General features: G+C 68.0%; 21 protein-coding genes and 6 pseudogenes. 11 read left to right on the forward strand and 16 right to left on the reverse strand.

Translation table 11 applies throughout. From position 1 onward, the window contains the following. Nucleotides 1-74 precede the first annotated feature (74 nt). From OG472_RS07860 to OG472_RS07875, 4 genes and pseudogenes are all read right to left on the reverse strand, one after another. Nucleotides 75-425 (reverse strand): annotated as a pseudogene (locus OG472_RS07860) (hypothetical protein); the annotation flags it as partial. A gap of 165 nt (nt 426-590) precedes the next feature. Then, nucleotides 591-704: pseudogene (locus OG472_RS07865) on the reverse strand (hemolysin III family protein); the annotation flags it as partial. Between the two features lie 305 nt (nt 705-1,009). Then, nucleotides 1,010-1,141, reverse strand: coding sequence for a hypothetical protein (locus OG472_RS07870; protein ID WP_314245620.1), 132 nt, complete (start codon nt 1,139-1,141; stop codon nt 1,010-1,012). A 224-nt stretch (nt 1,142-1,365) separates the two neighbouring features. Continuing rightward, the gene (locus tag OG472_RS07875) at nt 1,366-2,322 is read right to left on the reverse strand and encodes a DMT family transporter (RefSeq protein ID WP_328863788.1); all 957 of its coding nucleotides are present in this window, start codon (nt 2,320-2,322) and stop codon (nt 1,366-1,368) included. Between the two features lie 70 nt (nt 2,323-2,392). On the opposite strand from OG472_RS07875, the gene OG472_RS07880 reads away from it, so the two are divergent. The 3 genes from OG472_RS07880 (at nt 2,393) to OG472_RS07890 (ending at nt 4,214) form a co-directional block, all read left to right on the forward strand. Continuing rightward, nucleotides 2,393-3,301, forward strand: coding sequence for a LysR family transcriptional regulator (locus OG472_RS07880; RefSeq protein ID WP_386088973.1), 909 nt, complete (start codon nt 2,393-2,395; stop codon nt 3,299-3,301). Between the two features lie 431 nt (nt 3,302-3,732). Further along, entirely contained in the window at nt 3,733-3,927 is a 195-nt protein-coding gene (locus OG472_RS07885; protein ID WP_405790542.1) for a hypothetical protein, read from the forward strand. Between the two features lie 137 nt (nt 3,928-4,064). Then, nucleotides 4,065-4,214, forward strand: a complete 150-nt coding sequence (locus OG472_RS07890; RefSeq protein ID WP_386088971.1) for a hypothetical protein — start codon at nt 4,065-4,067, stop codon at nt 4,212-4,214. Nucleotides 4,215-4,523: 309 nt separating this feature from the next. Here the strand turns inward: OG472_RS07890 and OG472_RS07895 are convergent. After that, a pseudogene (locus OG472_RS07895) lies at nt 4,524-4,737 on the reverse strand (hypothetical protein); the annotation flags it as partial. A 152-nt stretch (nt 4,738-4,889) separates the two neighbouring features. On the opposite strand from OG472_RS07895, the gene OG472_RS07900 reads away from it, so the two are divergent. After that, a complete protein-coding gene (locus OG472_RS07900; protein ID WP_314245615.1) occupies nt 4,890-5,726 on the forward strand; it encodes a PhzF family phenazine biosynthesis protein in 837 nt (278 codons plus the stop codon). Between the two features lie 421 nt (nt 5,727-6,147). On the opposite strand, the gene OG472_RS07905 is transcribed toward OG472_RS07900, so the two are convergent. The 3 genes from OG472_RS07905 to OG472_RS07915 all read right to left on the reverse strand — a co-directional run bounded on the left by OG472_RS07905 (nt 6,148) and on the right by OG472_RS07915 (nt 10,702). Continuing rightward, a complete protein-coding gene (locus OG472_RS07905; RefSeq protein ID WP_405941212.1) occupies nt 6,148-8,610 on the reverse strand; it encodes a SpoIIE family protein phosphatase in 2,463 nt (820 codons plus the stop codon). Nucleotides 8,611-8,818: 208 nt separating this feature from the next. After that, a complete protein-coding gene (locus OG472_RS07910) occupies nt 8,819-9,469 on the reverse strand; it encodes a hypothetical protein (RefSeq protein WP_386088966.1) in 651 nt (216 codons plus the stop codon). A 366-nt stretch (nt 9,470-9,835) separates the two neighbouring features. Then, on the reverse strand, nt 9,836-10,702 hold the full coding sequence (locus tag OG472_RS07915) for an alpha/beta fold hydrolase (RefSeq protein ID WP_386088964.1): 867 nt from the start codon (nt 10,700-10,702) through the stop codon (nt 9,836-9,838). A gap of 84 nt (nt 10,703-10,786) precedes the next feature. Between OG472_RS07915 and OG472_RS07920 the strand changes: the two genes are divergently transcribed. Continuing rightward, nucleotides 10,787-11,398, forward strand: coding sequence for a TetR/AcrR family transcriptional regulator (locus OG472_RS07920; RefSeq protein ID WP_252308819.1), 612 nt, complete (start codon nt 10,787-10,789; stop codon nt 11,396-11,398). Nucleotides 11,399-11,836: 438 nt separating this feature from the next. On the opposite strand, the gene OG472_RS07925 is transcribed toward OG472_RS07920, so the two are convergent. The 3 genes from OG472_RS07925 to OG472_RS07935 form a co-directional block, all read right to left on the reverse strand. After that, the gene (locus tag OG472_RS07925; RefSeq protein ID WP_266599576.1) at nt 11,837-12,109 is read right to left on the reverse strand and encodes a hypothetical protein; all 273 of its coding nucleotides are present in this window, start codon (nt 12,107-12,109) and stop codon (nt 11,837-11,839) included. Nucleotides 12,110-12,226: 117 nt separating this feature from the next. Then, on the reverse strand, nt 12,227-13,171 hold the full coding sequence (locus OG472_RS07930) for an endonuclease/exonuclease/phosphatase family protein (RefSeq protein ID WP_386088959.1): 945 nt from the start codon (nt 13,169-13,171) through the stop codon (nt 12,227-12,229). A gap of 545 nt (nt 13,172-13,716) precedes the next feature. Beyond that, nucleotides 13,717-13,857, reverse strand: coding sequence for a hypothetical protein (locus OG472_RS07935; RefSeq protein ID WP_405941213.1), 141 nt, complete (start codon nt 13,855-13,857; stop codon nt 13,717-13,719). 546 nt (nt 13,858-14,403) lie between these two features. Between OG472_RS07935 and OG472_RS07940 the strand changes: the two genes are divergently transcribed. The 4 genes and pseudogenes from OG472_RS07940 to OG472_RS07955 all read left to right on the forward strand — a co-directional run bounded on the left by OG472_RS07940 (nt 14,404) and on the right by OG472_RS07955 (nt 17,812). Beyond that, nucleotides 14,404-14,907 (forward strand): hypothetical protein, encoded by a 504-nt coding sequence (locus OG472_RS07940; protein WP_405941214.1) that lies wholly within the window; start codon nt 14,404-14,406, stop codon nt 14,905-14,907. A gap of 950 nt (nt 14,908-15,857) precedes the next feature. Further along, nucleotides 15,858-16,028: pseudogene (locus OG472_RS07945) on the forward strand (IS5/IS1182 family transposase); the annotation flags it as partial. Between the two features lie 214 nt (nt 16,029-16,242). Beyond that, nucleotides 16,243-16,926, forward strand: a complete 684-nt coding sequence (locus tag OG472_RS07950) for a hypothetical protein (protein WP_314245605.1) — start codon at nt 16,243-16,245, stop codon at nt 16,924-16,926. 325 nt (nt 16,927-17,251) lie between these two features. After that, a complete protein-coding gene (locus OG472_RS07955) occupies nt 17,252-17,812 on the forward strand; it encodes a DUF3060 domain-containing protein (protein ID WP_314245603.1) in 561 nt (186 codons plus the stop codon). A gap of 1,126 nt (nt 17,813-18,938) precedes the next feature. Here OG472_RS07955 and OG472_RS07960 read toward each other — a convergent pair. Together OG472_RS07960 and OG472_RS07965 are read right to left on the reverse strand one after the other, a co-directional pair. Beyond that, a pseudogene (locus OG472_RS07960) lies at nt 18,939-19,307 on the reverse strand (IS701 family transposase); the annotation flags it as partial. Nucleotides 19,308-19,392: 85 nt separating this feature from the next. Then, nucleotides 19,393-20,052 carry a hypothetical protein gene (locus OG472_RS07965; RefSeq protein WP_314245601.1) on the reverse strand — a complete coding sequence of 220 codons (660 nt, stop codon included), beginning with the start codon at nt 20,050-20,052 and terminating at the stop codon, nt 19,393-19,395. Between the two features lie 57 nt (nt 20,053-20,109). Between OG472_RS07965 and OG472_RS07970 the strand changes: the two are divergent. Further along, nucleotides 20,110-20,381: pseudogene (locus OG472_RS07970) on the forward strand (IS701 family transposase); the annotation flags it as partial. A gap of 336 nt (nt 20,382-20,717) precedes the next feature. Here OG472_RS07970 and OG472_RS07975 read toward each other — a convergent pair. From OG472_RS07975 to OG472_RS07985, 3 genes are all read right to left on the reverse strand, one after another. Continuing rightward, a complete protein-coding gene (locus tag OG472_RS07975) occupies nt 20,718-21,275 on the reverse strand; it encodes a 2'-5' RNA ligase family protein (protein WP_314245599.1) in 558 nt (185 codons plus the stop codon). Nucleotides 21,276-21,481: 206 nt separating this feature from the next. Further along, nucleotides 21,482-21,913 (reverse strand): GNAT family N-acetyltransferase, encoded by a 432-nt coding sequence (locus tag OG472_RS07980; protein ID WP_314245597.1) that lies wholly within the window; start codon nt 21,911-21,913, stop codon nt 21,482-21,484. A gap of 372 nt (nt 21,914-22,285) precedes the next feature. Then, nucleotides 22,286-23,149, reverse strand: coding sequence for a PhzF family phenazine biosynthesis protein (locus tag OG472_RS07985; protein ID WP_252308825.1), 864 nt, complete (start codon nt 23,147-23,149; stop codon nt 22,286-22,288). Between the two features lie 72 nt (nt 23,150-23,221). On the opposite strand from OG472_RS07985, the gene OG472_RS07990 reads away from it, so the two are divergent. Next, the gene (locus OG472_RS07990) at nt 23,222-24,064 is read left to right on the forward strand and encodes a LysR family transcriptional regulator (RefSeq protein ID WP_252308826.1); all 843 of its coding nucleotides are present in this window, start codon (nt 23,222-23,224) and stop codon (nt 24,062-24,064) included. Nucleotides 24,065-24,076 lie beyond the last annotated feature (12 nt).

Here is a 24,076-nt window from a genome sequence, read left to right on the forward strand (position 1 = left end):
CCAGGGAGCACGTCCGCCTCCTGCGCTCCTGCTGTCCAAGGCGGCTCATCAGCTCCGGCCACCTCATGCCGCAGCGGTGGGTGCGCCGATCCGGCGGCACGATGGTCTTCGGCGTTGACGCGCTGCGCTTCCTCGAGTCGGTCCTCGAGGTGACGATCCGGCAGGCCGCCTCGATGGGGGGTGCCCCGGTCGACAAGTTCCCGGGCGCCGGCGGCGATGCGCAGCTGATAGCCCGAGTAGCGCCGGTGTCCACCGGCGGAGCGGACCGGGGTGATCAGGCGGTCTTGCCGTGGAAGTCGAACGTGGTGTTCACGTGTTCTCCCATCCAGAGGCTGGCCGTGGTCGAAGGCGGGCCGGAAGTGGATCAGTGCCGGGAAGGCACAGGCGCGGTGGTGCCGTCGTGTACGGGAACCGGGGCGAGGCACCGGTCCACGAGCCGGGTCTGCCGTCGGGTACCGCTGAGGGCGATGAGCGGCGGGAGGGCGAGGGCGGCCGAGAGGGAGCCGACCAGGGTCGGTCCTGTCCTGGAAGAAGACCTCCTCCTGGTCAGTAGGCGGCGAGGGAGATGGCGGTGTAGTGAACGCTGCCACGGTCAAGGCGTGGAAGACCTCGTGGAAACCGAACCAGCGGGGTGAGGGGTCGGGGCGCTGGAGGGCGTTGACGACCGCGCCCGCGCTGTAGAGGAGCCCGCCGGTCACGATCAAGCGAGTACGGCGGGATCTCGCGGCAGAGAATCTAACTACTCGTCAGTAGAGTCAGCAAACCCCGTCGGTTATGCCGGTGGCGATCAGGCCCGGCGAGGGCGGTGCGGGCGCGCTGTTCGGTGTCGAGGTCGGCGGATTGGGCACCGAGGGTGCGGGCGGCGGCCTTGACTTATCCTTCCCAGCGGCGGCTTCGGCGCCCGCTACGCCGAGCGGGCCATGCCCACCTGGATCTGACCTGCCCCACAGGTCAGGACGCCAATCCCACAGGCCGGGACCGCCCTCGTGCGGTCCCGGCCGTGCGGCCGTCAGACCTCGTCCATATCGTCGGCGTCGGGGGCGCGGAAGGGGCGCAGGCCCTGGCTGGGGCTGTTGGCCTTGATGTTGAACAGGGAGTGGCCCAGGAGGTTGATGCCGGTCCTTGGGCACGAGAACCTCAACGTGCTCGGTCGCTACAGCTTCCCCGCCTCCAGCCGACTCCAGCGCCCTGCGGCGCCTGCGCGACCCGGACACACCCGAACTGGACGATGACGACGACGGCGGGTAGGGCTGATCTTCCACAGGGGCCGGGGGTCGGGGCTGGGGCCAGGGGAGTTCCGGGACAAGCCAGGTGCGTCCGTCGCTGCCCCGGTCCGCCCGTCACAAGGCGGCCCGGGGAAGTGCATCAGCTATGGGGGCGGGCGCCCGTCACGTGCTCGGCCGCGGCCGCCCTGGGGGGTGGGGTGTCCCGTTTCCTGACCCGGAGTCCGAAGGCGACGCCGATGAGGACGAGCGCGGCTCCCGCGATCTGGTTGAGGGAGGCGGTTGCCGTGCCGGTCACGGACAGGGCCAGAAGTGAGGCCAGGGGGATGAGGCCGTTGAAGAGGCCGGTCCGGCCGGTGCCGAGCCGCTCGACGGCTCCGTACCACATCAGGAAGACGACCGTGGTCACGCCGAGGGCGAGGAAGGCCAGTGCCGAGAGCTCGGCGCCGCTCGGTCGCCGCAGCACAGGGGTCCCGGTGACCGAGCCCGTGATCACGGCGGTCAGAAAAAGCATGCCCGAGGCGAGTGCGCACGCGTAGGTGATGGCGCTCAGCGATCCGAGCGCCTTGGTGGCGGGCGCACCGAGCAGTGTGACCGCGCACACTCCGGTGAGGGCCAGGCACGACCACGCGAAGCCCTGGGCGCTCCACTGCACTGTGCCGCCGGTGGACAGCTGTGCCACGGCGGACCCGCAGGCCACAGCCAGGGCCCCTGCCATCAGACTCCGGGAGGGGCGCACCTGAGCGAGCAGCGACTGGACCAGGACGATGATCAAAGGTGCGGCGCCCAACGCGACACCGACATTGCCCGGCGAGGTCATCGAGGTGGCGTAGACGAGCACGACGCCGTACCCGGCCATCCCGGTCGCGGCCAGCAGAAAGACCCATGCCATTTGGGCCGGGGAGGGCCGTATGAAGGTGTGCTTGCGTATGCGGGCCCAGACCAGCAGGAACACGGTCGCGAGCCCGTAGCGGACGGCCTGCCCGCCGATGAGCGGATAGCCGTGAAGGTGGGTGGCAGCGGCGACGGACCCGCCGATGAGGCATACCGCCCCGAGAGCCAGGGCGGCCCCGGAGCGTTCTCGTGCATCGAACATCATGCGGCCACGCTGACATCGATGCGTCGTAAGCAGAAGTACGATATTGCTCACTAGGCAGTAAGGGGAACTGATGATTGAGGTGCAGCGGCTCGTCCTGTTCCGCGAGGTGGCCCACCGCGGGAGCTTCGCCCGCGCGGCCCAGGCACTGCAGATGACCCCGTCGGCGGTCTCCCAGCAGATGGCGGCCCTCGAACGCGCCGCCGGGTTGAGGCTCTTCGAACGCAGCACCCGAGGCGTCACCCTCACCCCGGCGGGCCAGATCCTCGCGCGCACCGCCGACACCGTCCACGGCGAACTGCACCGGGCCCACCGGACACTGGCCCAGCTGCGTGACCAGGGACCGCCCACGGTGACCGTCGCCACTTTCCCCAGCGCCGGCGCCTTCCTACTCGCGCCCGCACTGGCAGCACTCGCGGCGCGACGCGACACCCACGTCGACACAACGGTGATCGAATCCGAACCCACTCAGGCTCTGGCCGCCCTCGGTGACGGCCGCGCCGATATTGCCCTCGTCTACCACTTCAACACCAGGCATCCCCCACCGAGCTGGAAGGACGCCGCAGCCCGCTGCACCTACCACCCGCTCCTGCACGATGACCTGCGCTTGGTTGTATCCGCCGACCACCGACTCGCCTCGCGCCGAGCGGCCCGTCTCGAAGACGTCGCCGACGAACCATGGATTCACGGATGGGACCTGCTAGGAGACGCGGTCGACGCGCTCACCTCCGCGCACGGCCTCACGCCCAAGGTGGTCTGTCGCTCCAGCGATTTCCGCTTCATGCAGGCGCTCGTCGCGGCGGGAGTCGGAATCGCCCTCATCCCTTTCCTGGCCGTCGAGGACCGGAACGACACCCGCGCCCTGCCCGTCACGCCCACCGCCAAGCGCCGCATCGGCGTCTACACCGCACCAGGCACGCCACCTGTGCGCGCACTGCTCGAAGCCCTCCAGGAGCGAGCCGAAGCCCTGCACCCGGACTGACCGCTGCCGGGCCGCCGACCGGACCCGACGCCGTTCACCGCACCCGGCCCCGCCGCAGGAGACCACCGCCGGAACCCTCGTCCACCGGCGTCGCCCGCGAAGTAGCGGTTCGGAACCGGATTCGCACAAACGATGGCACCCTCAAGTGATCAACGCACCACCCACGGATGACATGTGATCGTGGAGGCACAGGTGCGTGACTACGGGTTTTCGCCGGCTCAGCAGGATGAGATTTTGGAGACGCTGGCGCGAGGGGCAGACGTTCAGTTTGATCCGGCGGGCGCTCGGGGCGCCGATGCATCACGTCCGTCAGTTCCTTTACCAGGGCGGCGGTATCCGTCTCACTCCGCGGTAGCGATCAGCGCGGCATCTGACCGGTGGCGAACGCGACGATATCCTGAGGCATCACCGCCGGAGAGTCCGCCCGGCAGCTGGCCGGAAGGCCGGGCAGATCGCCTTCGACCGTCTCCCGCGAAATCGCCCGCAACAGTGGCCGGGACCGCTACCGAGCCGCTTCCGCCGACGAGGCCGCCTGCACGTGTGGGCGGCGGCCCAAGCTCGCCCAAAAGCCCGCTCTGCGTTCGTCGAGCGCCCAGCCGCTACAGGGCCATCGTCGCGCTCCCTGACGGCATCAAGGCGGAGCAGGTCACTCCGCACCTCACCATGAGCCTCCTCGGCATCCCGCCGCAACTGCGGCGGACGCTCACCTGGGATCGAGGGCGAGAGACAGCCGAGCACCAGGCCATCACCGCCGAGACGGGAGGTGCCGATCTACCTCTGCACGCCTCGGAGCCCGTGGCAGCGCGGCACCAACGAGAACACCAACCGGCTGCTTCGGCAGTACCTGGCCAAGGGCGCGGACCTCCGTACGTTCAGCCAGGCCGACCTGGATGCCATCACCCATCGCCCATGAACTCAACCATCTGCCGCGCAAGACCCATGGCTACCGCACTCCGGCAGAGGTCTACGCTGGCCTCTTGAACCCGACAAGCGCGGTCGCGCGCGGCGTCCTGGAGCCTGTGAATCCGGATCGCGCGACGCCCTGCGCTCGCAACCCGGCGTCCCGTTCTGCCCGGTGCGTTCCGCACCGCCGACAGTGGTGCCCCCGCCGTCCTTGCCGTCCGCGCCCCTTTCCGAGGGGGCTGCCCACCCGGGGCACAAAGCCCTCGGGGGTAGCTCACCGCCCTCGCGACGGACCGGTGGAGGGGCCTACGGCGGGAACTCATCGTCGCGCGAATGGCTCCTTCTCCGCACCGCCCACGGCGCCCGGGCCGGACGGCTCCTCGGTTCCAGGACGCTTCGGCTCGTCTTCCGTGGTCCGGGCGGGCAGGGTCTGCTCGACCCAGATCGTCTCGCCCGTGCGTGTGGCGACTGCCCCAGCGCTGGGCGAGCTGGGCGACGAGCAGCAGACCGAGGCCACCCTCATCGAGGCACCGCTTCTACTTCCGCGAGCGGATGGCCGTGACCGCCTTCAACTTCGGCAAGCCCCTCGACTGACGAGAGCCCCGCCGGACGGGCAGGACAGGCAGGCCACTTTCGTGAAATTGGCCTTCCTTTGGTGACGGTTGGCCTCGCTAAGTTTCGTGGCATGCGAATCCAGATCGTAGACGCCTTCACCACCCAACCCTTCGCCGGAAACCCCGCCGGTGTCTGTCTGCTCCCGGCCGGGGAGTGGCCGGACGACACGCGGCTGCAGCAGATCGCCGCGGAGCTGAACCACGCGGAGACGGCCTTCGCCCTGCCGCTGCCGGCCGGGGGCGAGGCCGATTGGGAGATCCGCTGGTTCACCCCGACCGTCGAGGTCGGCCTGTGCGGCCATGCCACTTTGGCCACGGCGCACTCGCTGGAACGGGACGGGCTGCTGCCGGCCAGCGGGTCGGTGCGGTTCCGCAGCCGCTTCCACGGCCTGCTCATCGCGCATGCCGGGGAGGAGGGGGAGATCACCCTGGACTTCCCGGCCGCGCCGGCCATTGAGGTCCCCGTCCCCGGCGGCCTCGCCAAGGCGCTGGGGCTGCGGCCCGAGGCGACCTTCCGTACCGGCGCCCTGGGCCATCTCCTGACCGTGCTGCCCGACGAGGCGGCCGTACGGGGGCTGCGCCCCGACCTCGGGGCGATCGCGGCCCTGACCAGGCGTGAGGAACTGTGGGGGGTCATCGTCACCGCCGCTGCGGCCGCGCCGGGGTCCGGCTACGACTTCGTCTCCCGCTTCTTCGTGCCCGCCAACGGCATCCCCGAGGACCCGGTGACCGGCAGCGCCCACACGGCGCTCGCCCCCTACTGGTCGGCGCGGCTGGGCAGGTCCGGCGTCCTCACCGGATTCCAGGCGTCCGCCCGCACCGGCCTGGTCAGTACGGAGCTGCGGGCGGACCGTGTCCTGCTCACCGGGCACGCGGTCACCGTTCTGGAGGCGACCCTGCGCGTCTGACGGTCCGCCCGCGGCGACTGTGACCCCGGGACCCCTACGGCGGCGTCTTCCCGGGCGCCCGCGTCCCCATCGCCGTCCACTTCGGCATCCGCGTCCGCGACCGTTCCCGCCTCCCCTTCTGGTACTCCGACGGCTGTCGGCTCCTCGGTGCCCTCGGCCCCGACCCGGCTGAGGGGCGCGGTCGACACCAGGATCCAAGTAGGAACGGCACAGCCAGATCATCCAGGCCGGCGCAGAACCGCGCCACGTCCGCGTTCAGGAAACCGATCGTCGGGTCATCGCTCGCCCGCACACCCTGATGACCCTGATCGATGACAAGCGCATCTCCGTCCACATGGACCGGCGCACGACGGAACTCATCGCCGCGCGAGTGGCTTTTCCCCACCACCGCCTACGGCGCCTCGGCTGGATCCTGTGTCGCTTACGGTGCCTGAGGCCCGTTCTCCGCGCGTCCGGTGGGCAGGGCCTGCTCGGCCCAGATCGTCTTGCCCGTGCGGGTGTGGCGGCTGCCCCAGCGCTGGGTGAGCTGGGCGACGAGCAGTAGACCGCGGCCTCCCTCGTCGAACACGCGGGCCCGGCGCATGTGGGGGGCCGTGCTGCTGGAGTCCGAGACCTCGCAGATGAGCGCTGTGTCAAGGATCAGGCGCAGTTGGATGGGGGATCCGCCGTAACGGATGGCGTTGGTGACGAGTTCGCTGACGACGAGTTCGGTAACGAAGCCGAGGTCCTGCAGGTGCCAGGTGGCCAGTTGCTCGCAGGCCAGTGCACGGGCGCGGGCGACGGAGGAAGGGTCCGCGGGTACGTCCCAGGCGGCGACCCGGCTGGCTTCGAGCGCACGGATACGGACCACGAGGAGGGCGACGTCGTCGGCGGGCCGGTCGGGCACCAGACTTCGTAGGACTCCGTCACAGATCTCCTCCAGTGCACGGCCGGGGCCGCCGAGGGCCCGGCGGAGCATCGCGAGTCCGTCGTCGAGGTCGCGGTCGGGGGCGTGGACGAGGCCATCAGTGTAGAGGGCGAGGATGCTGCCCTCGGAGATGTCGAACTCCGCGGTTTCGAACGGCAGACCGCCCAGCCCCAAGGGGGGTCCTATCGGCAGGTCGAGGAAGGAGACCTTGCCGTCAGGGGTGACCATGGCCGGGACAGGGTGACCGGCGCGGGCCATGGTACAGCGGCGTGAGATGGGGTCGTAGACGGCGTAGAGGCAGGTGGCTCCGACCTCGCCCGGGCTCGGTGGTTCCTCGGCGGCATCCTGTGTCCGCTCGGAGTCCAGGCGCAGGACGATGTCGTCGAGCTGGGTGAGCAGTTCGTCGGGGGCGAGGTCGACGTCGGCGAGGGTGCGTACGGCGGTGCGGAGCCGACCCATGGTGGCGGACGCCTGCACCCCGTGGCCGACGACATCGCCCACGACGAGGGCCACCCGGGCTCCGGATAGGGGGATGACATCGAACCAGTCGCCGCCGATGCCGGCGCGGGAGCTCGCTGGCCGGTAACGGGAGGCGACCTCTACGGCCGCCTGTCTGGGTGCGTGCTGCGGGAGCAGACTGCGCTGGAGGGCGAGTGCCGTGTCGCGTTCCCGTGTGTAGCGGCGGGCGTTGTCGACACACACCGCCGCGCGTGCTGCGAGTTCCTTGGCGAGCAGCAGATCGTCGTCGTCGAAGGGTTCCGGTGTCCGGTGGCGGCCGAGGATCGCCAGGCCGAGCGTGATGCCGCGGGCCCGCAGCGGCACCACCAACAGGGTATGGATGCCGTGGGTGTCGATGCTTCGGACACTGTCAGGGGAGTCCGCGGCCCACCATCGCCGCCCGGCTTCGTCGACGGCGTGGAACAGACCGCGGCCGTCCGTCAGCACGCGTCCCTGCGGCGAGTCCTTGCGGTAGCCGTGCGTGGCACCGACGGGGATCGTCACCTCGGGACAGCCCTCTAGCACGGACCGGCAGGCGGTGCGACGGAAGACGGGCGCGGCATCGGGCATAGCGCCCGTCTCGTCCCCGGCCAGCGCGGACTCCAGCAGGTCCACGAGAGCGAAGTCAGCGAAGTGCGCCGTGTACACCTCGGCCAGTTCCTCGGCGGTGCGGGCCACGTCGAGGGTGGAGCCGATCCTGACGCTGGACTCGTTGAGGACGCTCAGTCTGCGCCGGGCGAGGAACTGCTCTGTACTGTCCATGGCCGCCAGACACAAGCCTCGTATCCGGCCCGCATTGTCCTTCAGCGGACTGAGGGACACCAGCCAGGCGTGTTCGCGGGGCTCGCCGGGGGCGTGTAGCCAGGCCTCGTACGGCATGGTCTCGCCCGTGCGCAGGACCCGCTGCACCGCGTCACCAAGGCCCTCGAAGCCGGGGAGGCGCCGCAGGCCGTCGACCGATTCGCCCACCCGACGGCCGAGCAGATCCCTGGAGGGCCTACCCATCACCCCCTCCATCGCGGAGTTGGTGGACACCGCGAGCCCGTCCTGGTCGAAGAGGGCCACCGGGACGGGGAACTGCTCCAGCGCCCACTTCTGCAGCTGCGCCGCCGGCTCTGGCACGGTGGCCGTGAGAAACCAGTGGACGGCACCGGCCCCGTCGAGCAGCGGGTGCGCGTCCAGCCGCACCTCGACGGGGTGGCCGTCCCGGTGCTGCACCACGACCGTACCGCTCCACTCGTCCGGCTCGGCCAGGCTGCGCAGGGCATCGACCGGCAGTGGTTCGGCCAGCAGATCCGCCACGGAGCAGCCAATCACGTCCCCGGGCTCGAAGCCGAGCAGGCGGCGGGCCGCGTCGCTCCACGCGGTGACCAGCCCTCCGGCGTCCGCCGCCGCTGCGGCGGGGCCCCGGTTCACCGATGCGGCCCTGCGCTCGTCCACGGGTTCATCCTTCTCGACGGCACCAGTGTTAGTACTCATTGTGCGCCGGACCCGCCCGAGTACGCGCTGTCACTCCCGTGACCTGGACGGACGTCGAGGGCACGCGGGCCCACGACAGCAGGTACTCCGCTCTACGGCAGGCGTTGCCGGCCGCAGACAGGGCCCGCTCCGGCGCGTGATCGTGTGTCGTGAGGGCTGGGAGACGGCTTCTGCCCTGCTGTGACTCCGCGGGCCTCGCCGGGGCCGCTCATCGATGGTCGAGGCCCCATCGGTTTGAGGTGGCGGAGGGGGCGGTCGTGGCACTTTCCGCCGCCCCGGTGTCCGCCTCACACCGCTCCCGGTCCGGCGGCGAAATCAGCCGGTGAGCAGCGAGCCGGTCGGTCCGGAACGTCACCTCCGGTACCCCGTCGCCGCCTAGGCGGTCGATTCCTTCGGGCAGTTCATCGGCGGTCAGGGGGGTGCCGGCGTAGACGGCCATGAGGACGCCGGTGCATGCGTCGCGTTCCGCAGCGGATAGGCCCGGCGGGAGCCCGAAGAGCCGCTTCTCGCTTCCATCCGTGCCCAGTTGCACGCGAAGAGCCGGACTCAGTTCGTTGCCCGACGCCGTGGCGGTGAGCCGCCAGAACTGGACCTGTACGGTGACTGGTTCGCACAGCGGCCGGCCGTCGGCCGTGCCCCGCGGGCGGACCTCGACGACTGCCTCCTCGCCGGACGCGTCCTCATCGAATGACACGGCGGAGCGCAGCCACTGCGCCTGTTGCTGCGCTGACCAGCCTCCGTCGTCCCGGCAGCCGCTGGCTTCCACGCCGTCGGCCCTTCCCGCACAGCCGGTCGCCAGCAGTGCGGCAGCCGCCGCCAGCGACGTCAGCGAGGCGAGTGCGATGGGCGTTCTGGACATTGTTTCCCTCGATCGGAGTGGGCGCGGCCGGACGCCTAGACGGGCGGGCGGGAAGCAGTCTCGCCCGCCAGCCGGGGTGGCGGGGGCGTCGGGACGGGCATGTCGCCGTTCTGTGATCGCCAGACGTAGGCGGGTGTTCACGGGCCGTCGCGCAGTCCGTCTCGCCGAGAGGGGCACCGTCTGGCCCAGCTCTGCAGTGTCAGCTGCTCAGCTTCCGACAGCACCAGTGGTGGCAGCCTGTTATCGCCCATGCCATGAGGACACCGGACCCACATGATCTGAAACAGAACACGACTCATGGGGCGAGCCCACACCTCAAAACCCGGTCACTAGGGCGCGTCACGGGCAGTGGGTCCTGGACCAGGATCAGGCGGGAGTGGCGTCCGCCGGTGTGGCGCCGGTGGGGGTGTTGCGGATGAACTCGCTGATGAGCAGGGCTGTCAGATCGGGTTGGTCGCGCATCACCCAGGTGCGGCTGTCGGGAATGGTCTCCAGCTGGGCGCCGGGCACGATCGCGGCCAGTCGCTCGCCGTGCGCGTAGGGGAAGAGCCGGTCCTCGCGGGCGAAGGCCAGCAGGGTGGGCCGGTCGAAGGAGGCGAGCCGCCTTGCCGGTTCGAGCAGGGCCGTGGGGACGATCCCACGGGTGACCTTGACGCAGTCGCGCCGGACGCCGGGGTCGGCGAAGAAGGCCCCCAGCCAGTCGTCGATCAGATCGTGGGGCAGTGCGCCCCTGGTCAGCAGGCCGAACCCGAAGGGCATGCGACGAACGGCACGCAGCCGCAGGGCCTGGAAAACCAGGGTGAGCAGACCGGGCACCCTGGAGGCGGGGACAAGTGATCTGAACCAGGGTGACGGGCAGTTGTCGAAGCACTCGCCGTTGGTGAGGACGAGACGCCCGATCAGCTCGGGATGACGGGCGGCGACGAGCTGGGCGACGGCGGTGCCGAGATCGTTACCGACCAGGGTCACCCGGGGCAGATCGAGCGCGACGATCAAATCCGCGACCAGCCGGGCGATCCCCGGGAGGCTGAGGTCCGTGCCGGGGTTCATCGGGGTGCGGTGGGCACCGAGGGGCAGGTCGGGGGTGATGCACCGGAAGTCTGGGGCGAGCCGGGCGACGACCGGTTCCCAGAGCCTGCTGTCCATGAGGTACCCGTGCAGAAGCAGCACAGGCTCGCCTTCTCCGGTGTCCCGGTAGTGGACGGTTCCCTGGTCAAGCGTGAGCTGTGGCATGGCGGGCACCCTTCGGGGCAAATTACGTACAGACTGTATGCATGTAGAGTGGCATACAGGCTGTACGGAACTCAAGGGGGCAGGATGGAATCGACCGGCACCAAGCACACCCAGCGTTCCCGGGCGACCCGGGCGGCTCTCATCGCCGCCGCCCGGTCGCTGTTCGGCGAGCGCGGCTACGCGGGGGTGGGGACCGAGGAGATCGTCCGGGCCGCCGGGGTGACCCGGGGGGCGCTCTACCACCAGTTCCGGGACAAGAACGATCTGTTCGACGCCACGGTGCAGACGGTCGAGGCGGAGCTGACCGAGCGGATCGCCGGGCAGGTCATGACGACCGCCACGGATCCGGTGCAGGCGCTTAAGGCGGGGGCGCGCGCGTTTCTCGACGCCTTCGCCGAGCCGGACGTGGAACGCGTTCTGCTGCTGGACGCCCCAGGGGTGCTGGGCTGGCGGCGGTGGCGGGAGATCGGCCAGGAGCACGGCCTCGGAGTGATCACGGCGGCCCTGGAGGCGGCGATGGCGGCCGGGGCGCTGGCCCCCCGGCCCGTACCGCCGCTGGCCCACATCCTTCTCGGCGCGCTGGACGAGGCGGCGCTGATGGTCGCGCACGCGGACGATCCCGGGGCCACCCGCACGGAGATGACGGAGGCACTGGAGCACCTGGTGGACGGGCTGCTGGTGCGGAACGGGAACTGAGCGGGTGCCGTCCGCCGATCCTGTGCGCGGTTGCCCGATCCACCAGGTACCAGGCGACCTCGCGTTTCTCCGGCGGGCCGTACACCTTCGCCGTCGCACTGTAAGGACAAGGGCGTCCCCGTCCCGGACATCGCGAAGAAGCTCACCATCAAGTGGGAAGAACGCAGGCAAGTCCCCATCCGTCGCATCCCTCTACCGAGCACTCGCAGAAGCTGAACATGCCGTCGCAGACCACGGCCTGCCGCTTCGGCCCAAGCCCGTCCGCATCCGCCGCCCCGGGGAGCCGCTTACCCCCGAAGAGATCGACCTCCGCGACCGGCTCCAGGCCCAGCCCCACCCAAACGCCGGAGCCACTCCCCTTCGATGACCTGGCGACCGGCGACCCCGGCGAACGCCTTCCCGCCGGGGTCCTGCTCTCGCAAGATCAAGTGCTTAGCGTTAATGGCTGTTCTGATGGTCCCCTTGGCCGATCTCCGTCTCCAGCGCCCGCCACATCGCGCCCGCATCCAGATCCGCGCCGCTCTCGGCAACCAGGTCCTGCTGCTCGCTCCACAGCCGGAACACCCCATCGAGCATCCGTGACGCCTTCGCCACTCGGCCCCGGGCCGCCACCCAGTCCCGGTCTGGCGCGCGGCGCGCGGCGCTGATCAGCCTCACCTGCATCAGCAGCACGAACAGAGCCAGCGCGTCGTCGGTCGCCGCGGCCTCCATGTGCCGGCTTTGGGGCTTACGTCGGCAATACCCGTGGACGTGATCTTGCGGGCATGGTGCCGAGCACGGTTGGCCCACGGCAGGCGCCGGTCCCGGTTTGGTCGTAAGGTGGGCGCTTCAGTCGTCGATCGTTTCGGATGCTACAGCTGGCGCGGCTTGCCTCCGGGGCCGGTAAGTGAGGGCGTCGGTCAGGCGGTCGGCGTCAAGGGTCAGACGGACGATGTGGTGGTCTGATATACCCGGTTCGACCTCGATCACGTCGACCTCCCTCACCGCTCCGAGTAGGGCGGGCGTGGCGTAGATCCTGTCGATCCGCGTGTCCGGGCCGTGCGTCGGACTGGCGTTCATCGTGCGGGACGCGGCTGCCTTGTCGCCATCACGGGTGTTCGCCCAATAGCGGGCCACGTCCTCCAGGCCGGCGGTGCGCAGAGCCTCATCAGGGCAGGTGTCCAACAGCCGCTGCCCATCGCGGCCGATGTGGGAGCGGTGGAGCCGGTGCGGCCGGTCGGCGATCTGTTCCAAATCCGGCAGGGGGAGGTCCCCTTCCAGACCGGGCACCGGGTAGGAGTTGTTGTCACCGCCCATGAGGGCGGGCATCAGCATCCGCTCGCCGTCCGGCATCGTCCACTTGCGGTCGGCCCACTTCGTCAGCCGCTCCACCTCGGCCTGGCGGGTTGTGGCCGAGGCGTGGTTCAGGTGATAAGAAGCCACAACAAGGGGCAGGGACTGGCTGCCGCCTGGTGTGAAGCGGAAGACCGCAACCGTGGGTGGATGAACCCAAACAGGGCCGACGTCCTCACACACCCTCAGCGGCTGGAACAGCGTCGGGTTCGCGAAGACGGCCGTACAGGCTCGGGGGCCGAGCCAGCCGCGCAAGCCAAGGACAGCCTCAACCTCGTACATGATCCGGTTGCCGTCCGCCGCAGCACCATCCATCTCTTGGCGGAGGACGAGGTGAGGGTCGAGGGATGCCAGCAGCTCGTGGGCACGCCGCCGCTTGGTGGTGTCACCAGCACCGTTGCGTTTGAGGTTCCAGCACAGGACTGTCACATGCTGGCTCATGCGTTCACCTTTGAAGAGAGAAGAGAGTCGTCTTCGCGTCGCCCGTAGCCTCATCCCCGAATGGACGATTTGGGCACCGTCAAAAACAGTGTTCCACAAGCCGCTCGCCATCCAAGGCCAGGCGCCAGAGCCCCGCCCGAGCTTTGTGTGCTTGCCTACCCATCAGATGTCGTTCTGCCCAGGTCGGCCCTGCGGTTCCTGTACGACCTGCTGGTCGTGCGACAACGCCAGCGGGGGACGCTCTGGCGCCGACTTCCAGCGAGCCGACAAGCTCTGCGCGTACTGGCCCATCTGTGGTGCGGACACACTTACGCGGCCCTCGCGCGGCACCGCGGCGAGCAATACCGGCTGTCCGACCGTTTCCAGATGCCGAGCGGGCTGTCGCTGGCGTACCAGGTATCCCCCCGCACTCCGGACAACGGAACCGGGGCCACGGGTGCCTCCGGCCCTCGATCAGAGCCCGGTATGCCTCACCTCCGGCGTCGGTCGCTGCCCAACGGGCCCGCGCCACCCGCCGAGCTCTCGATCGTCTGCGCCTTGCTCAGCTACCCGTACCGGGCCCGCGGGGACAGCCGGTTCACCGGCACCCTCGACAGGTTCACCCGCCCCAGCGCGAACGCGGAAATCTCCTCCACTCGCTCCATCGCCCGCGCCATCGCGGTCCTCATCGACTTCGTCGGCGGCATACGCAGCCGCCGCTCCAGCTCCGAGACCCGCTTGTTCTACGGCACCACCAGCAAGCTCAGCCAGCGCCGGCGCGAGCGCATCATCGGCCCGGCGCGCGACGGGCCACCGCCTCGTACAGACACCACTCGGCCCCCGTGCGGGGCCTCCGACACCTGCCGTGCCAGCACCGAGACGCCGGGCAGCAGCACCCTGCGTCTGTCGTTGGATCCATTCACGACGCGCATACCCCCGAGCCTCCATCCGGGTGGCCATAGCGCTGATGGCGGCAGTCGTCAGCACGGGGACCGACGACCTGACCCGTGCTCATGAGTCCCTGATGCCCCCAGCCGTTCCAAGCAAAATAGGTGTATCTGGTTGATACCGATCCGGCTTGCCGCAGCGCTGCTATCAAGTCGATCGCCTTGCTGAGGTCGGTCAGTTCCCCCGTCAGCAGGCGAGGGAGGTCGCCCCCTCCCTACGCGCGAGTCTTCAAGCAAGTTGATATGTAAAGAGTTTGACAATTTGATGGGGGTCGGCTCTATTCTTCCATCCAGGAGGCGTCCCCCTTGCATGCCCGTATAGGCCCCACCGCGGGCACAGCGATTCTGTGCCACGCGTGGTTCTTCTTCGGTTTCCTCTATGAGGAGATCGTCGATGTCCCGAACATGATGATGGGCGCACATGCTGTGGAAGCCCAGTCTTTGTGGGACCCGTACCATTCGGTCACCAACCCGGTCTTCTACTATGCGATCGTGGCTGTCCCGGCCCTGGGCTCGCTGGCCTTTCTCTGGCTGAAGCGGGGCGGGCTGTCGCCCGCGAACCAGACTCGCCTGCGACTCGCCACCTACGGCCATCTCGCCATGGCCGCGCTCACCTTCGTCGCCGTCACGCAAATCAACGGTACGCTGTATTTCGGGCCTCCGATCAACGACCTGGCGCGCGTCGACACACTTGCCTGGGCCTGGTTCGGGGTCAACGCTCTGCGCATCGGGGCCACAGCCTTCGCCACAGTCAAACTCATCGACTTCTACCTGAACATCCGCGATACGTCGACACGTTATCCCGCATGACCTGCCTCTCGACCGCCCACCACCGAGGTATCACGGCAGCCGCATCAACGGGATACAACAGCCCGCAGGCCAGGGCCGAAGCTGGCTCTCACCGTGGCAGCGTGCATTGATGATCCGGCGCGGGCTCGGGCGTCGGCTGCTTCCCCGCGGGGTGCCCTGTCGCGATTGTCGAGGGGCTGGAGGTGGTCACGGCTGAAGCGCCAGGAACGCCGGACCGGCCGCGTTCGCGCCGCAGATCAAGCCTCGCCACGATCGGGATCTTCCCTTTCGCAGGTTGGGGGCCAGCACGTAAGGGCTGTCCTTCCCACAGCGGGCGGCTGGGCACGGCGGGCTGCCGCATGGTGCTGGAGGCCGGGCGCGGCCGAGCTGGTTGAAGGGCGACAAGGTGGCGGACCCACGCCTCACGATCGGTGGCGTCACCGGGTGACAACCCGCGTCGCGCCCACCTCCGTGGCATCCGTGGAACTCTTCGAAGCCGTGGATCTACGTGAGTAACGTGACGGTCGCGACGGGCCGCTCACGGAAACCGTCAGCGTCTGAACCTGACTTGAGGCTAACGTTCGATTCTCTCGACGATGAATGATCGGAAACTTGCGCTAGAAAAAGTGCTGGCTGATCGGCACAGTAGCTCCGAATCCATCAATCACCCGAACGAACGGCCGGTGGTCTTGCGGAGCCTGATTGCGTCCCGGTCCGCACGCGAGCGATCACGCCACACCAACCGTGTCCACCTGCAATCCGTTGACCTGCCGGACGGCAGTACGGACGCACCACACTACCCATGGAAAGTGAGAGCCGGCATGAGTGAGCAGTCTCTCCTGATGCCTGCGGCGCCATAGGGAGCGGTCTATCTCAGTGTCGAGGCAGGAGACGCCGGTTACAGCAAGTCGTTGAAATCCTGTACGTCAGCGTGATCGCCAATTGGCGGCGCCGTCGGCACCGGCCTCCTAAAGGCCGGCCCGAGTCCGGTTGACCGTGCACGTCCGGGCTCGAAGCACCACGTGCCGACCGACGCACACGGCACCCGCTGCGGGTGCCGTTCGGCGGCCCGCAACGACGTCACGCAGTTCCTGCCGCTGGTCGACCGCGTGCCGCCGGTGCGGGGCAAGCAGGGCCGGCCCCGGCGCGGTGCGGTGGGTTGCCAAGTCCGCCATCGCCTGGCTCCACGGCCCTCGCCGCTTACGCTCGCCCGCAAGACCCCAGCATTCTGAAAGGACCCCGTACACATGGAGGATTGAATACAGCTCCGCCATCCTCCAGAAAGCCAGAGGGGCATGCCCCGAAATCAAAATTTGAGGTTTGACGGTGAGTCGCAAGTATTTTATATCCGGTGTCATGTTGCTGTTCGTGGCAGTTCTCCTCGGCGCCCTCACCACATACGTTGACATGCACGTCCAGCAAGCCGCGGCCCGCGCGGACCGCAGTCTCTACCTGGCGGACCGCTACATGCTCGAGGCGAATGAGGCCGTCAACCTTCATCAGCATCACTTGCTTCAGGAGGCTCGGTCTTGGACTGGGTGGTCCGAGTTTGATCTGGCTGAATTGGACGACCAGAAGCAGGACAGGTTGTGGTTCGGCGCGATCACGGCTTCGGCACTGATCGCAGGCGCCGTAATCCTCATGCTCGGTCGCCGACGCCCAGTGGTACCAAGCAAAGCCTCGGCGCGATTGATCGGTGTGGCGCTACTGGTCGTCGGCGGTCTTGTCGGCGCCCTGACCATGCAAGTCCACACACGCGTCAACGAGACCGAGAACTCCAGGGACTTCAATCGCGCGTTGGCGGATCGCAAGTTGCGCGAGGCGGATCAGGCTGCGAACGTGCAACGCGAATGGGAACTTCGGGACGAAGCGTGGAATGCGGAATCCTGGGTGCGCAATGAATCGGTTGTGCTCGAGGTCCAGCGGCAGACCAGGTTGTGGTTGGGCCTTACCTCAGCTTCAGCACTGACCGCAGGAGCAGTGGTTCTCTTCATCGGCCGCAGACGCCCGGCGGTGCCGGGCGAAACATCGCCAGGGTGACCTTGCACGGACATGCTGCCGATGAGTACCGGGGGGAGCGTGCCGCTGTCCCCGGGCTGCGTGTCGAAGCAGCGGTCCCGGCCCTCGGCGTCGGCAGGCACATCCTGGAGGCGCTGCACGCCTCGCTGCGGACCCCGCCCAAGGGGGCAGGACCCGGCTGGAGTTCAACCGGAAGGCCCACTTCCTGGCCTTCGTCCCATCGCCGCAGCCCTCATCAACTGCGGCCGACTCCCCAAGTGAAACGACGTCTCCTTTGTGAAGTTTTGATCAACAAAGCGCCGGCATTCCGGGCCCGCACAGTTACCACCACAAGGAACACTTCGCCATGCATGTCTCGAAACTGCTGCCCACTGCTGTCATGACCCTTGCACTCTCGCTCGTGACCGGTTGCGCAGCCGACGTCACGACGCCGGCCAAGGAGGCGTCGTCATCGTTGCAGACCACCGGAGCCCCCAGCACAGGTGCCGCCGACAGCAGTGCCGGCGGGGCTTCCGGTTCGCCGCCGTCCAGCACAGCCAAGCCGCTTCAGCTCACCGGCACTAATAATGTGCAGTCCGCCGACTGCAGGGGACGCGACACGACCATCGACGCTGAGTCCAGCAGTTTCTTCATCGAGGGGGATTGCGGGACCGTCACCGTCAGCGGCAGCCATAACTCGATCTACGTGGAGTCCGCCGACATCCTGACGGTCCGCGGGAACGTCAATGGGGTGGCAGTGAAGATCGTCAGTACCCTCAGAGTCGAAGGCCTCAACAACACGGCGGCCTGGGTGCGGGCCTCCAACGGAGACCACCCCGAAGTGACGGCCGGGGGTGCCACCAACAGAGTCGTCCGCGTCAGTGAGCAGCAGTACAACGACGCACTCACGGAAGACCAAGAGCCGTAGTAGCAGGGAGAAACCGAACGCATCGACTTGCGACCCCCTCGATTTCCACTGATCCGGGGGTCCCTCTCGCCCGCTACACGCCAGGCGCTGTCGGGACCAGACGCTGAGGCCGCCGTAGGCTGACAGAACGCCAGCCAGGTCACCGGGTTCGTGCCGCAGGGTGGCGTTCGAGAAGGCGAGAGTGGTTGCGGCGAGGGCGTGCGGGCTCTCGATGCGGCCCAGGGAGCCGGCTGTCGAAAACACAGGCGGCAGGCACAGGGGCCGTCCATGAAGGTGAGGTATGCGGCGGCGCTGGGGGTGGTGAGCGGCGTACACCGAGTCCTCGGTGATCCAGGACAGTCCTACCATCTCCACGGCTGACGCCTGACGTGTGTGCCGGTCCGCTCCCCCCGAGTCCCGCAGCCGCCGCACGCACCGGTCGGATCGACCACGGCCACGCCCGGATTAGCCGGGACCACAGCGGTGGCATGCCGAAACCGCCCGAGCGCGGAGCCCAGGTGTAGCCCCTGGTCGCCGCCGGCACCCGCACCTCCTCCGCACCGTCCCGCGTCTCCAGGAGCAGGAACATCTGTGGCGGCTGTTCTCCGCCGTACGGGCCCTGCGCGGAGTTGACCGTTCGCCCGCCGGGCTCACGCGTGTGTCCACTCCCGCAGGATGCGCTCCCGGCGCGTGGACGCCGCGTCCGTGGAGGGCGGAGCAAGAGGGGAGGCCGATTCCTGAAACTCACCTACAGAGCCATGGACGCCGGTCAGCGGCCCGGCGTCGCGTCCGAGGGGCTGGGGAGATCAGGCGGCTTCGGGCCAAGAACGGCGAGCTGCGGCGCGCCGGCAGGCTTTCGGAGTAGAGCCGATTTCCGCGGAGGAGCCCGGTAGCGAACCTCCAGACGGTCCAGTTGCGGCCCGGGGGCGGAGGGGCTGAGGTTGCCTGGCAGCCTGGGCAGTCCCGGTTGCACCGGTCCGAGTTGCTACTGCAACAGTCTTTGGGTTGACTGGTTGGCAGCTTCTGGTGGTGTGGCCGCGTCGTTTGTAGTGGCTGGTGCGGGCCTGGAACTGTCGTCTGCGGCGCCAGTTTGACCAGTGCAGGACGTGTTTGACGGGTGGTGGTCGGCGGTGGGTGAGGCGGGTGATCAGGCGTCGGATTTCGGGGAGGGTGAGGGGTATGAGCTGGGAGGATCCGTTTGTGCTCTCCCTGTGTCGGCCTCGCGGGCCTTCAGGACGGTGAGGCAGGCGTGGGCGGCCATGGCGAGGGTGATGTGGCGGTGCCAGCCGGGATATCGGCGGACTTGGTAGTCGTCCAGGCCGCATTCCTGCTTGGCGGTCTGGAAGCATTCCTCGACCGCCCACCGGCTGCCCGCGACGCGGATCAGTTCGTCGAGGGTGGTCTCGGCCGGGCAGTAGGCGATGCTATAGGAGATCTCCTGCGGCCGGCTGACGCTGCAGCGAGCGATTACCCAGTGCCGGCGGTCCTCGCGGTGCCAGGGCCGGACCTCACCCCTCCACGACCTTTCGCGGAGCAGGACTGGCGCGATAGGCGGGTCGAATGTCTCTTCGCGGCAGCCGATGGCAAGCGGAGGGGCCTGGTCACCAGACGTCGTAACCCGGCGCTATGCGCACTCCTGAGTCCAGGATTCCAAGGGCCGCGGACAGGGTTTCGCGGATTTTGCGCTGATCTGCCCGGCCCTCCTGGTCGAGCAGATCCGGCTTCACGACCTCACTCAGTTCGTCGAAGTGGAAGTGGGTCGGGTACCCCGTCATTTTTCCGATGAGGACGGCTCGTGGATTGCTGGCGAACTTCATCGTGCAACCGGGAGGATTGAGGATGGTCCTGGCGGTGGTCTCGCCGTCAACGGTGAGCCGGCCGCCTGCGGTGTCATAGCTACCGTGAATAGCGTTGGCTACCGTCAGGTTGCCGCGAACCGCCATCTCAGGGCAGCCGGAGAGCAGGACGTTGACGGCTCGTACGCTGCCGGTCACCAGAAGCAGACCGCCGACGTTCGTCGACCACAGCAGATCGCCGTCCACGGTCAGATCGCCGTCCACGATCACGCTGTACGGCGTCCCCGCCGGGCCCGCACCGGCGGAGACGCCACGGGATACGTGAAGTCCGCCGGTGTACAGGCGGATCTCCTGCCTGGCAGGGAAGCGACGCGCCGGGCGCATTGCCTTCTCCGGGAGGGCGAAACCCTGCTCGGCCGTCTCTTGGCTGAGGATCTGGTAGGAAGCCGGATCAGTGATTACCATGCGATGCCCTTCATTGCTTCCGCTCCGACAGTGCATCCGCCACTGCCTCCCGAAGCAGCCTATGGCCCGGCCGAAACCACACTGGGCAAGCTGATCCGCATCGCCGGCAGCCGATGGGCGGTCGAGGAATGCTTCCAGACCGCGAAGGCGAGTGCGGCCTGGACGACTGTCAGGTCAGCCGCTACGACGGCTGGCACCACCACATGACCCTGGCCATGGCCGCACATGCCTGCCTCACCGCCGTGGGGGGCCGGGAACTCGACACCGGGAAAGCAGAAACGGATCCTCCCAGCTCATCCCCCTCGCCCTCCCCGAACTCCGCCGCCTGATCAGCCGACTCACCGGGCCCCGTCCGAGCACCGACCACGTCCTGCACTGGTCACACTGGCGGCGCCGCCGACAGTTTCAGGCCCGCATCAGCCATTACAAGCGACGCGGCCACACACCACCTGAAACCAACAAACCAACACAGCAAACACCGTTGCAGTATTAGAGCTGGCGGTGGTCGCAGCCGCCACCAGTACCCCACCCCTGCCCGGAGTCGACACGCTGGGCAATCGCCGCACACCTGACCCCAACCGCACGGTGATCTCCGCTTCGCAGGTCCGGGCGGATTCTGGCGGATTGCGACCTTCGGTACGGCAACCTCACCAGCCGCGACGACCTCATCGACATGATTCACCTCGACCGCGCAGGGGAAAGGCCGCCTGTTCATGCCAGGACTCGCCGTCGCAAACCAAAAGCTGAACCGCCGAAACGCGGGCGGTGACCGGCAGACGACCGGTGAGGGCGGCCTCGGCCTCGTCGAATACGCTCCGCTCCTGACCATGGGCCACCGTCAGGTGCGGGACGAGCTCGACGAACCGGCCCCCATAGGGCGGGACCTCCGGCCATCGTTCGCAGACGGCTTGAGTAAGAGCCCGCAGCGGACCCCCCGGTGTCGGCACCAGGAAGAGCACGTCGGGGAACCGCCCGAAGCCTTCAAACCGGATGTCGAAGGCTCCGTGGGCACCAACGAGTAATTCGAGCGCGCCGAGCACGTCGGCATCGATGCGGCCATGGTCCAGAAATGGATAGAGCACCGTCACGTGCGCCGGAAGCCTGGCTCCGGCCGAGGAGTCGAACCGCCGGCGCCATCCGCCCACGAGCGGCTCGGCTTCGGGCACCTTGACCAACAGCACCGTTTCGCCTGCCTGATACAGGCCCGACTGGTCTTCCGGCATGCCTCTCCCTGATCCCGTCCGGTCTCATAGGACCACACGCCGAAGAGCGTCGCAGCGTGTTGGGACGAGTCGGCGGAGCGGTGTTCCGAATCCGTCGAACCGCAACTACGGCGAGGCGCTTGGCTTTCCCGCGCACCACATTGCGGCAGCTCGTACCGCCTGCCTTGGTCCGGTCTCGCGTTCCCCGTATCGAGGTGCTTCGGGGCTCACTGCTCCCCTAGAGTCATCCACTTCTCCGGTTTCTCCAGTGATGCGAAGCCCACCTTGGCATAGACCGCGTGCGCGTCCGCGGTGGCCAGCAGGATTCGACGCAGGCCGTAAGGAGAAAGATGGTCCCGGATCGCAGTGGCCAGAGCGGTTCCCAGGCCCTTGCCACGTGCGTCGCGTGCGATGTAGACGTCACACAACCAGGCGAAGGTGGCCGAGTCAGTGACAACACGGGCATAACCGACCTGGGCGCCTGAGACACTGTCGTAGACGCCGAAGTTGAGGGAACAGGCGATCGCCATGTCCTGTTTTTCCCTGGATCGACCAACGGCCCAGTAGGAGTCCTGTGACAGCCACTGGTGGATCAGCGCAGGATCGAGGCGGGCGGGGTCTGCGGATATCTCATATCCGGTAGGAAGTTCAGCGTTCATGAGTATATTGATCCAGTCTGTGCAACTGACCAACCGGCACGGAATTCGGCATCCGAGTCCGGCCCGGTTTGTCCTGCTCTTATGGACGTCGAATCGGCTTCGGCGGCTAGGAATCTGAGCATGGGTCTTCCCTGACGAGATGCGGCTTACGTTTGCTGTGCCAGTGCCACTGGCTGCAGGTCGAGAAACTGCTCTGCCGGACGCGGCATCCTTTAAGTGACATCGCCGACGCTCTTCCGGCCGAGCCGTCAGAGAGAAGTCGTGACCGACTCCGCAAAAGGATAGCGTCGAACCTGGCCCGCTCCCCCGGATGGGTTCACCCGACAGCGACCAGACGACGGCTGTCGGACCGGAAGTATTCCAGCAACCCGCTCATGCTGGCAGCTCCTCCAAACGTCCGTTCGCGACGAACGAGACTTCGCCGCCGACCTGTACCGAGCGGACGTCCCCACTCGGGCCCTGCGCGCTGATCGTCATCTGGCTGGGACGGCCAGTGAACCGGCCCTGTCTGAGGACCACCTTTTCCCCGTCGCGAATGCGGCCGTGGCGGCGCAGATAGGCGGCGGCACATCCTGCTCCGCTTCCGGTCGCCACGTCCTCGCCGATCCCGTCGTTGTTCCAGTGCCGTGACTCCAAGGTGTCGGCATCGAGGAGATAGGCGAACTGTGCGCCGAGACTGGAAAGCGGCGTGTCGAGATCGAAAGCGATCCGGGCCCGTTCGAGTGCGCCGCTGCGTACCGGCAGCACCAGGTAGCGCAGACCGGTGGAGACCACCTCGGGCGGGAGATCCGCATCCAGGTCTTCTTCATTCAGCGAAAACCAAGACGCCAGGTCCTTGCGGTCCGGCTGGCCGAGGAAGGAGGGAGCGCCCTGATCCAGCACGCTCGCGTACCGCCCAGGACCACGCCGGTGTGTGGTGATCTCCACCGTGCGGGCTTTCAATTTCATCGTCCACGTCTCACGGTCGCCACTGCCGTGCAGCGCGTGCAGGACGCAGGCGGCTCCGATGACAGGGTGGCCGGCGAAGTCGAGTTCCTCGACGAGGTCGAAGACGCGGGCCCGCCAAGCTCCGTCTCCCGCGTCCTCACCTGTCAGGAAGATCGATTCGAAGTGGCGCATTTCCCGCGTGATGGCCGCCATCTGGCCGCTGCTGAGCTGGGCGGCATCGGGGAAGACAGTGAGGCTGTTGCCGCTGAAGGGCCGAGAGCTGAACACATCGACGTGGAAGTAGTGCATGGGACTGACGCTAATGATTCGCTCCTTCAGATGGAACTACCCAATGAACAGGGGGCCGTATAACGTGCGGTTATGGCCTTCGACCGCGATCTAGAGACGTCGTTGCTGCGGATGTTCGTCAGCTGCGCCCGCCTCGGCAGTATCAGTCGCGCCGCAGCCGCGCTCGGGTACAGCCAGCCGGCCCTCAGCCAGCAGCTGCGGAAGCTCGAACGCTCCGTCGGACAGCCACTGCTGCACCGTACGGCCACCGGAGTGAGCCCGACCAAGGCTGGCGAGGCATTGCTGCCCTATGCCGAGCGGATCCTGGCCCTGTCTGCCCAGGCGCTCACCGCAACAAGGCGAACGGTGACGGGTCATTGCGGTGTGGGACTGATCGAGGACCTCGCCGCTGCACCGTTTCCCCAGGCACTTGCCGATTTTGCCCGCCTTAACCCCGAAGCGACGCTGGAAGTGGTCAGCGCTCCTGGGCCGTACATGAGGGAGGCCTTTTCCTCCGGACGCATCCACATCGCCCTGTGTGATCCGTCCTACCTGCCCGGCCTACCGCGCTGGACGATTCGGTTGCCGCTGAGATGGGCCGTCGGGCCCGGACTGGATCCAGGCGCTGACCCCCTCCCTCTCGTGCTGTTCTCCCTGCCGTGTCGCTGGCGCACGCCGGTGCTCGACGCGCTGGAAGCCAACGGACGTACATGGCGTGTTGTTTTCGAAAGCACCAGCCTGGCCGCCGTGCAAGCCGCCGTCCGGGCCGGCCTCGGCGCTGCGGCTCTACTGCCCGCCTGCGTGGAACCCGGCACCGCCGCGTACGGCGGCCTGCCAGAACTTCCTGACGTCGAACTGGGTCTCATACGGCGGGCAGGCACTGAAGGCGATCCGCTCATCGACGCGGTCGAAGACGTGCTCAGACGTCTGGCCTGACAAGAGCAGGGC

This window comes from Streptomyces sp. NBC_00207 (genome assembly GCF_045160965.1).
Lineage (GTDB): Bacteria > Actinomycetota > Actinomycetes > Streptomycetales > Streptomycetaceae > Streptomyces.